The organism is Pseudomonas sp. AGC41 (assembly GCF_057334555.1).
On the sequence record NZ_JBHFJB010000088.1, the window covers coordinates 1 to 9,417 of the forward strand.

The 9,417-nt window shown below is 64.5% G+C and carries 9 protein-coding genes; 7 read left to right on the forward strand and 2 right to left on the reverse strand.

Features of this window, described 5'->3' with window-relative positions; translation table 11 throughout:
* Positions 1 to 9: 9 nt before the first annotated feature.
* Together ACE04F_RS16060 and ACE04F_RS16065 are read right to left on the reverse strand one after the other, a co-directional pair.
* Positions 10 to 1,452 carry an FAD/NAD(P)-binding protein gene (locus ACE04F_RS16060; protein WP_486108175.1) on the reverse strand — a complete coding sequence of 481 codons (1,443 nt, stop codon included), beginning with the start codon at positions 1,450 to 1,452 and terminating at the stop codon, positions 10 to 12.
* 15 nt (positions 1,453 to 1,467) lie between these two features.
* Positions 1,468 to 2,031, reverse strand: coding sequence for a helix-turn-helix domain-containing protein (locus tag ACE04F_RS16065; RefSeq protein WP_434657111.1), 564 nt, complete (start codon positions 2,029 to 2,031; stop codon positions 1,468 to 1,470).
* A 91-nt stretch (positions 2,032 to 2,122) separates the two neighbouring features.
* Here ACE04F_RS16065 and ACE04F_RS16070 point away from each other — a divergent pair, with 91 nt between their 5' ends.
* The 7 genes from ACE04F_RS16070 to ACE04F_RS16100 all read left to right on the forward strand — a co-directional run bounded on the left by ACE04F_RS16070 (position 2,123) and on the right by ACE04F_RS16100 (position 9,330).
* Complete coding sequence (locus ACE04F_RS16070; RefSeq protein ID WP_486108188.1) at positions 2,123 to 3,055, forward strand: DMT family transporter; 933 nt, start codon at positions 2,123 to 2,125, stop codon at positions 3,053 to 3,055.
* Between the two features lie 214 nt (positions 3,056 to 3,269).
* The gene (locus ACE04F_RS16075) at positions 3,270 to 6,194 is read left to right on the forward strand and encodes a monovalent cation/H+ antiporter subunit A (protein ID WP_486108178.1); all 2,925 of its coding nucleotides are present in this window, start codon (positions 3,270 to 3,272) and stop codon (positions 6,192 to 6,194) included.
* Complete coding sequence (locus tag ACE04F_RS16080) at positions 6,194 to 6,538, forward strand: Na+/H+ antiporter subunit C (protein WP_486108180.1); 345 nt, start codon at positions 6,194 to 6,196, stop codon at positions 6,536 to 6,538. The genes ACE04F_RS16075 and ACE04F_RS16080 overlap by 1 nt, the downstream gene beginning before the upstream one ends.
* Positions 6,535 to 8,220: a monovalent cation/H+ antiporter subunit D gene (locus tag ACE04F_RS16085; RefSeq protein WP_486108182.1), complete on the forward strand. Its 1,686-nt coding sequence runs from the start codon at positions 6,535 to 6,537 to the stop codon at positions 8,218 to 8,220. The genes ACE04F_RS16080 and ACE04F_RS16085 overlap by 4 nt, the downstream gene beginning before the upstream one ends.
* On the forward strand, positions 8,217 to 8,705 hold the full coding sequence (locus ACE04F_RS16090; protein WP_486108184.1) for a Na+/H+ antiporter subunit E: 489 nt from the start codon (positions 8,217 to 8,219) through the stop codon (positions 8,703 to 8,705). The genes ACE04F_RS16085 and ACE04F_RS16090 overlap by 4 nt, the downstream gene beginning before the upstream one ends.
* Positions 8,702 to 8,980 carry a K+/H+ antiporter subunit F gene (locus tag ACE04F_RS16095; protein WP_186615355.1) on the forward strand — a complete coding sequence of 93 codons (279 nt, stop codon included), beginning with the start codon at positions 8,702 to 8,704 and terminating at the stop codon, positions 8,978 to 8,980. Before ACE04F_RS16090 ends, ACE04F_RS16095 begins: the two co-directional genes overlap by 4 nt.
* Positions 8,977 to 9,330: a Na+/H+ antiporter subunit G gene (locus ACE04F_RS16100; RefSeq protein WP_486108186.1), complete on the forward strand. Its 354-nt coding sequence runs from the start codon at positions 8,977 to 8,979 to the stop codon at positions 9,328 to 9,330. Before ACE04F_RS16095 ends, ACE04F_RS16100 begins: the two co-directional genes overlap by 4 nt.
* Positions 9,331 to 9,417: the final 87 nt, after the last annotated feature.

Sequence of the window (9,417 nt, forward strand, 5' to 3'; positions counted from 1 at the left end):
CCACAGGGTTCAGCGTTGGGTTTGTAAACCAGCCAAGCGCGCGGCCAGTGCCTTGGCCTGGCTCGCCACATCCGTCACGGCGGTGCTTTCCCACCACATTCCGCGCAATGGCGGGCCCATGGCGAACAGCTGATTGACCGGCTCGCCACGGGCGTCCAGCACTGCGCCGTCGGCACGCGCGGCGATGCCCAGCGCCAGCGGACCGGGCTGGACCAGCCCTCGGGCCAGCAATTGCTGCGGCAGAGGTCGCGCCACGCGCCGCCAGTCATATTCGATACCGCTGGAGTTGATCAACGCAGCGCCTTGCATCACCGTCAGTCCAGCTTCGCCGCGTCGGCGGATGCGGATGCCTACCGAGCCTTGGGTAGCCGGCACCAGCCCCTTGAACGAGGCCGCCTGGATCCGCAGCCGCCCTTCTTCCTGCAGACGCGTCACCAATTCTGCGCTCAACGGAGGCGAACGATGATGGTGGCTTTCCCACCACGGCCGCACATGCCGGACGTACTGTCGGCGCTGCACATCGCTGGCCTGGCTCCACAAACGGCCGATGTGCGCGCGCACGGTATCCAGTGGCGCCTGCCAATCAATCCCCTGGGCTTGCGCCTGACGGCATTGCTCGCGCAGCGCCCGCATCAGCTGCAACGGCGAACGCAGGTCATGATCTTCGGCAAGGAAATCCACCCAGGCCGGAGGTTGCCGGCGCACATGGGGCAACAGCCCATGGCGTGAGAACACCTCGATGGGCCCACGATGCCCGGCCTGCTCCAGCGACACCACGGCATCGACCATGGTCAGCCCGGAACCGATGATCAGCACCGTGGACTGCGGCTCGAGTTGGCGCATGGCCGTCACATCCCAAGGATCCAGTGCCGCACTGTTCAAGCCGCTGGATTCGGTCTGCGGAGTGCGCGCCGCGGCAAACATGCCGGTGGCCAGCACCGCGAAACGGCCCTGCAAGATGCTGCCATCAGCCAGCGTCAACCGCACACCTTGATCAACGATCTGCAGGTCGACGGCCTCCCCGCGCACATGCTCCGCCATGGACCCATTCAAGGCCGCCACCGACTGGGCCTCGGACAGACGCTGTTGCACGTACAGGCCAAACATTCCGCGCGGAGGAAACAGTTCGCTGACCGGCACATGCTGTTGGTCCGACTCGGGCCAGCCGCCAGCCTCGATGAACGCCGTGAGCCACTGGGTCAGGTCATCGGCATTATCCGGATCGACGCTCATGCGTGCCGCGTTGCCGTTAAGGGTATGGCCCAGCTCTACGGCGCTGTAGGCCTCGCCCCGGCCCAACTCGCTGCGCGGCTCGACAATCAGCACGTCGCGCCGGCCCGGCAGGCGCAGCAATTGCGCCGCGAGCATGGCGCCGCTCAGGCCGCCGCCGATGATCAGGATGTCGGCCTCGCGGGTGATGCCGTTCACAGGTTGATCCAGCGCTGCGTCCATACCGCTCTCCAGGAGTCAAATCACCACGTTGCGTACGAATCGCGCTGCTACCAGGCCGTCATTGCGATAGCCGTGAGGTTGGTTGCTGGCAAACATGAAAAACTCGCCCGCTCCGACTCGACGTTCTTCGCTGCCCAGCAGCAGCGTCAGACAGCCTTCGAAGACGTAAAGCTGTTCGCTCCAACCGTCGGCGTCGGGCTCCGAATGGTAATGCTCGCCGGGTTCCAGGCGCCACTCCCAAAGCTCCACCTCGCGGCTGGCGGTGGCTTTGGCCAGCAACACGGCCTTGCTCCCTGCAATCGCACCGGCCCAGGCCAGCTCATTGATACGACTCGGATCGCGCGCGTCGGGGGCCTGGATAAGATCGCTGAAGGCCACGTCGAGGGCTTCAGCGACGCGATCCAGGGTGGTCAGGCTGACATTTTTCTCCCCGGCCTCGATGGCCACCAGCATCCGCCGACTGACCCCTGACAGCTCGGCCAAAGCCGTCTGGCTGAGCTGCGCGGCATGCCGCAGGCGGCGGACGTTCTGGCTGACATGTTGCAGGACGGACGCCCGCTGGCCATTATCTTTGTGCACTATATTGCTCATCTGCCGGGGTTGCGCATTATACTGCCCAACTTATTCGTTCGGGCGCATTGTGCGTCCACCTCAAGTGGCGCGCAAGATCATGGCATTGGTGAATTCTCCGCAAGCTTCCTCCCGTTTCTCACGGTTCAGCAAGGCCGAATGCGTGCTGGTGCTGATCACCATGATCTGGGGCGGGACATTCCTGCTGGTCCAGCATGCGATGACGGTCAGCGGACCGATGTTTTTCGTCGGCCTGCGCTTTGCCGCTGCGGCGGCATTCGTTGCGCTGTTCTCCTGGCGGCACCTGCGCGACCTGACCTGGTTCGAACTCAAGGCCGGAGCTTTCATCGGTGTAGCGATCATGCTCGGCTATGGCCTGCAGACCGTCGGCCTGCAAACCATCCCCAGCAGCCAATCGGCGTTCATTACCGCGCTGTATGTGCCCTTCGTGCCCTTGCTGCAGTGGCTGGTGCTGGGTCGGCGGCCAGGATTGATGCCGAGCATCGGGATCATGCTCGCGTTCACCGGGCTGATGCTGGTGTCCGGCCCGGCCGGCGCGTCACTGAATTTCAGTCCGGGGGAAATCGCCACGCTGATCAGCGCGATCGCGATCGCCGCCGAGATCATCCTGATCAGCGCCTATGCCGGCCAGGTCGATGTGCGCCGGGTGACTGTGGTGCAACTGGCAAGCACGGCGGTGCTGGCATTTTTGATGGTGGTGCCGACCCAAGAAGTGATTCCCGGTTTTTCCTGGCTGCTGTTGATCAGCGCCGTCGGCCTGGGCGCCGCCAGCGCAGCGATCCAGGTGGCAATGAACTGGGCCCAGAAAAGCGTCTCGCCGACCCGCGCCACGCTGATCTATGCCGGGGAACCGGTATGGGCCGGCATCGCCGGGCGGCTGGCCGGCGAGCGGTTACCGGCGATTGCCCTGGTGGGCGCCGGGTTGATCGTGGCGGCGGTGATTGTCAGTGAGCTGAAGACGCGCAGCAAAGGCGTTGTCGAAGTGGATGAGGTGCTTGAGCGCGAGCAATAGGCATTCCTCACAACCGACTGACGCAGATCGAGCAAAATCCCGTGGCGAGGGAGCTTGCTCCCGCTGGGCCGCGCAGCAGCCCCAAAAGCCCCACCTGAAACAACGCAAAACAGGAGACTTCCATCTACCCTGTAGGATTCTGCGACACCCTGGCGGTTGGTGATCGGGAATACGCCACGTATGATCCCGGACAACCTTTGCCGAATAGAAGCCTATGTCACTGATAGTTCTATTGCTTTTGCCCTTCATCGGCAGCTGTGTCGCGGCGCTGTTACCGCATAACGCCCGTAACGCCGAATCGCTGTTGGCCGGCCTCGTAGCCCTGGCCGGCACTGTTCAGGTGGCCTTATGGTACCCGCAGATCGCCGCTGGCGGCGTAATCCGCGAACAATATGATTGGTTGCCCAGCCTGGGCCTGAATTTCGTGCTGCGCCTGGATGGCTTCGCCTGGCTGTTTTCGTTATTGGTGCTGGGCATCGGCACGCTGGTGTCGTTGTACGCCCGCTATTACATGTCGCCGGACGATCCGGTGCCGCGTTTCTTCGCGTTCTTCCTCGCATTCATGGGCGCGATGCTCGGGCTGGTGATCTCCGGCAACCTGATCCAGATGGTGTTCTTCTGGGAACTGACCAGTCTGTTCTCGTTCTTGCTGATCGGCTATTGGCATCACCGCGCCGATGCCCGACGCGGCGCCTACATGGCGTTGATGGTGACCGGTGCCGGCGGGCTGTGCCTGTTGGCCGGGGTAATGCTGCTCGGCCATGTGGTGGGCAGCTATGACCTGGACAAGGTCCTGGCCGCCGGCAACCTGATTCGTGACCACGCCCTCTACCCCGTCCTGCTGCCGCTGATCCTGATCGGCGCCTTGAGCAAAAGTGCTCAGTTCCCCTTCCACTTCTGGCTGCCCCACGCCATGGCCGCACCCACACCGGTGTCGGCGTACCTGCATTCGGCAACCATGGTCAAGGCCGGTGTCTTCCTGTTGGCGCGGCTGTGGCCGTCATTGTCGGGCAGCGAGGAATGGTTCTATCTCGTCGGTGGCGCCGGGGCCTGCACCCTGGTGCTCGGCGCCTATTGCGCGATGTTCCAGAACGACCTCAAGGGCCTGCTCGCCTATTCGACCATCAGCCACCTCGGGCTGATCACCCTGCTGCTGGGTCTCAACAGTCCGCTGGCGGCGGTAGCCGCGGTGTTTCACATCCTCAACCACGCCACGTTCAAAGCCTCGCTGTTCATGGCCGCCGGGATCATCGACCACGAAAGCGGCACCCGCGACATCCGCAGGCTCAGTGGCCTGGTGCGGCTGATTCCGTTCACCGCGACCCTGGCGATGGTCGCCAGCGCGGCGATGGCCGGAGTGCCGCTGCTCAATGGTTTCCTGTCCAAGGAGATGTTCTTCGCCGAGACGGTGTTTATCTCGGCCACCGCCTGGGTCGAGCTGGCGTTGCCGATCATCGCCACCATCGCCGGCACTTTCAGCGTCGCCTATTCCCTGCGCTTTACCGTGGACGTGTTTTTCGGCCCCACCGCCAGCGACCTGCCCCACACGCCCCATGAACCGCCACGCTGGATGCGCGCGCCGGTCGAGCTGCTGGTATTCACTTGCCTGTTGGTGGGGATTTTCCCGGCCCAGGTGGTCGGCTCGTTACTGGCCGCCGCCGCACTCCCCGTGGTGGGCGGCCCGCTGCCGGAATACAGCCTGGCGATCTGGCACGGGCTGAACGCGCCCATGATCATGAGCCTGGTGGCGATGTCCGCGGGCATCGTCCTGTACCTGCTGCTGCGCAAGCAATTCAAGCAAGGCCACATCAAGCATCCGCCGCTGATCGGCCGCCTCAGCGGCAAGCGCCTGTTCGAACGCTGCCTGGTGCTGATGATGCGCCACGGCCGTCGGCTGGAGCGCAAGATCAGCACTCGGCGCCTGCAGGCGCAATTGTTCCTGTTGGTATTGGCGGCGCTCCTGGCCGGGCTGATCCCGATGCTGCACAGCACGCTGGTCTGGGGCGACCGGCCGAAGATTCCCGGCTCCGTGGTGTTCGTCACCCTGTGGGTACTGGCGATCGCCTGCGCCCTGGGCGCGGCCTGGCAAGCCAAGTATCACCGTCTCGCGGCGCTGACGATGGTCAGTGTCTGCGGCCTGATGACCTGCGTGACCTTCGTCTGGTTCTCGGCCCCTGACCTGGCCCTGACGCAACTGGCGGTGGAAGTGGTCACCACGGTGCTGATCCTGCTGGGGCTGCGCTGGTTGCCACGGCGGATCGAGGACGTATCGCCCCGGCCCAACAGCGAACGGCGCGCGCGCATCCGGCGCCTGCGGGACCTGCTGCTGTCCGGCGCGGTGGGCGGCGGCATGGCGCTGCTGTCCTATGCCATGCTGACGCGCCAGACCCCCAACGACATTTCCTCGTTCTACCTCAGCCGCGCGTTGCCTGAAGGCGGCGGCAGCAACGTGGTGAACGTCATGCTGGTGGACTTCCGCGGTTTCGACACCCTGGGGGAAATCACCGTGCTGGCGGCGGTGGCCCTGGCGGTGTTCGCCCTGCTGCGGCGCTTCCGTCCGCCGAAGGAAAGCATGCAACTGCCGGCGCAACAACGGCTGCTGGCGCCGGACGTGGTCACCGACCTGGTCAACCCGCGCCACGCCAGCGATACCGCGCTGGGCTTCATGATGGTGCCGTCGGTGCTGGTTCGCCTGTTGCTGCCGATTGCCCTGGTGGTGTCGTTCTATCTGTTCATGCGCGGCCACAATCAACCCGGCGGCGGCTTCGTGGCCGGGCTGGTGATGTCGGTGGCGTTCATCCTGCAATACATGGTCGCCGGCACCCAGTGGGTCGAGGCGCAGATGAGCCTGCGACCGCTGCGCTGGATGGGCACCGGGCTGCTGTTCGCCAGCGCCACGGGGTTGGGGGCGCTGGCGGTGGGTTATCCGTTCCTGACCACGCATACCTGGCATTTCGAATTGCCGCTGCTGGGGGATATTCACCTGGCCAGCGCGCTGTTCTTCGACATCGGCGTGTATGCCGTGGTGGTCGGCTCGACCCTGCTGATTCTCACCGCCCTGGCCCACCAGTCGGTGCGCGCCCACAAGCCGGGCCTGCACGCCAAACCCGTCGCCCCGCTCAAAGGAGCCAACGCCTGATGGAAGAAGTCATCGCAATCGCAATCGGCGTACTGGCCGCCTCCGGTGTCTGGCTGGTGCTACGGCCGCGGACCTTTCAGGTGGTCATGGGGCTGTGCCTGCTGTCGTATGGCGTCAACCTGTTCATCTTCAGCATGGGCAGCCTGTTTATCGGCAAGGAGTCGATCATCAAGGACGGCGTGCCCCAGGACCTGCTGCACTACACCGATCCGTTGCCCCAGGCGCTGGTGCTGACCGCCATCGTGATCAGCTTCGCCATGACTGCCTTGTTCCTCGTCGTCCTGCTCGCGTCCCGGGGACTGACCGGCACCGACCATGTGGACGGTCGGGAGCCGAAGGAATGACGTTGACGCCGCACTTGATCGCCGCGCCCATCCTGCTTCCGTTGCTGACCGCCGCGCTGATGCTGATGCTCGGCGAAAAGCACCGCCCGCTCAAGGCGCGGATCAACCTGTTCTCCAGCCTGCTGGGCCTGGGCGTCGCCGTGCTGTTGTTGCGCTGGACCCAGGAGCAGGCGCTGCCCGCGTCCATTGGCGTGTATCTGCCCGGCAACTGGCAGGCGCCGTTCGGCATTGTGCTGGTGGTCGATCGTCTGTCGGCGCTGATGCTGGTGCTGACCGGCATCATTGGCGTCTGCGCGCTGCTGTTCGCCATGGCGCGTTGGGACCGGGCCGGAGCGAGTTTCCATGCGTTGTTCCAGATCCAGCTGATGGGGCTTTATGGGGCCTTCCTCACGGCGGACCTGTTCAACCTGTTCGTATTTTTCGAGGTGCTGCTGGCCGCGTCCTACGGCCTGATGCTGCATGGCTCGGGCCGGGCGCGGGTGTCGTCGGGGCTGCACTACATTTCCATCAACCTGCTGGCCTCGTCGCTGTTCCTGATTGGCGCAGCTCTGATCTACGGCGTCACCGGGACCTTGAACATGGCCGACCTGGCTTTGAAGGTGCCCCTGGTGCCGGAAGCCGACCGCGGCCTGCTGCACGCCGGCGCGGCGATCCTGGCGGTGGCGTTCCTGGCCAAGGCCGGCATGTGGCCGCTGAATTTCTGGCTGGTGCCGGCCTACAGTGCGGCCAGTGCGCCGGTGGCGGCACTGTTTGCGATCATGACCAAGGTCGGCGTCTACACCATCCTGCGGCTGTGGACCTTGCTATTCTCCGGTCAGGCCGGCGCCTCGGCTTATTTCGGCGCTGACTGGCTGGTCTACGGCGGCCTGGCCACTATCGCCTGCGCAGCCATCGCCATCCTCGCGGCCCAACGCCTGGAGCGCATGGCCAGCCTGAGTATCCTGGTCTCGGCCGGCATCCTGCTGTCAGCCATCGGTTTTGCCCAGCCAAACCTGGTGGGGGCGGCGCTGTTCTATCTGGTGAGCTCAACCCTGGCGCTGTGCGCGCTGTTTTTGCTGGCCGAGTTGATCGAGCGTTCACGCTCGGCCAATGATCTGCCGTTGGAAGACGATCTCGACAGCCTACCGCGACCGCTGGAATCGCTGCAGCCGCCCAAAGGCATCAACCTCGACGACGAACAGAAAGCCGTAGTCGGCCAAGTCATCCCCTGGACCATGGCCTTCCTCGGCCTGAGCTTCATCGCCTGTGCGCTGCTGATTATCGGCATGCCACCGCTTTCCGGCTTCATCGCAAAACTCGGCTTGCTCAGCGCACTGCTCAACCCCCAAGGCCTCGGAACAAGTACCGACACGCCCGTCTCTGGCGCCGCCTGGGGCCTGTTGGCGCTATTGATCCTGTCCGGGCTCGCCGCGCTGATCGCCTTCTCGCGCCTGGGCATCCAGCGCTTCTGGACGCCACAGGAGCGGCCGTCGCCACTGTTGCGGCCGTTCGAATGCGTGCCGATCATCGCGCTGCTCGGCCTGGGGATCGCCCTGACCTTCAAGGCGGAGCCGCTGCTGCGCTACACCCAGTCCGCCGCCGACGCCTTGAATACGCCCGAACATTACGTAATGGCGGTACTTGGCACCCGCGCGGTCCCCAACCCGCAAGTCGACACCGCAGTGCAGGCGGTGCAGCCATGAAGCGCCTGTTCCCCGCCCCCTGGTTGTCGCTGGCGTTGTGGCTGCTCTGGCTGCTGTTGAACCTGTCCGTCAGTGCTGGCCACCTGCTGCTGGGCGCGGCGCTGGGTTTCCTGGCGCCGTTGATGATGCGTCCACTGCGGCCGCGGCCCATTCGTATCCGCCGGCCCGGGGTCATGCTGCGGCTGTTCCTGCGGGTGGGACGCGATGTGCTGGTGTCCAACCTGGCCGTCGCCTGGGGCGTACTGAACGCCGGACGCCGCCCGCCTCGCTCCCGTTTCGTCAAGGTGCCGCTGGACCTGCACGATGCCAATGGCCTGGCGGTGCTTTCCATGATCACCACGGTGATTCCCGGGACGGTCTGGTCGGAGCTGGCGCTGGACCGCAGCATCCTGTTGATGCACGTGTTCGATCTGGGGGATGAAGGCGCATTCATAGCGCACTTCAAGGCCACCTACGAGCGCCCGTTGATGGAGATTTTCGAATGAGCCCGTTGCTGTCCAACGCCATCCTGCTGAGCCTGTTCCTGTTCTCGCTGACCATGGTCCTGACCCTGGTGCGCCTGTTCAAAGGCCCCTCGGCACAAGACCGGGTCCTGGCCCTCGACTACCTGTACATCGTCGCGATGCTGATGATGCTGGTGCTGGGCATCCGTTATGCCAGTGACACCTACTTCGAGGCCGCGCTGCTGATCGCCCTGTTCGGCTTTGTCGGCTCGTTTGCCCTGGCCAAGTTCCTCTTGCGTGGGGAGGTGATCGAATGACCATGGAGCTGTCGATGTGGGTGGAAATTTCAGTGGCAATCCTGCTGGTGGCCAGCAGCCTGTTCGCCCTGCTCGGGGCAGTCGGGCTGGTACGGTTGAAGGATTATTTCCAGCGCATGCACCCCCCTGCCCTGGCGTCGACGCTGGGCGCCTGGTGCGTTGCCCTCGCCTCGATCATCTACTTTTCCGCGATCAAGTCCGGGCCGGTACTGCATGCCTGGTTGATACCGATCCTGCTGTCCATCACGGTACCGGTGACCACCCTGCTGCTGGCGCGGGCGGCGTTGTTCCGCAAGCGCATGGCGGGGGATGACGTGCCGGCGGAGGTGAGTAGTCGCGGGAACGAATGACAAACCGGCTTCGGTGAGTCAGGCTGATTTTTGTTCGGTTTTTTTGGGGCTGCTGCGCAGCCCAGCGGGAGCAAGCTCCCTCGCCAC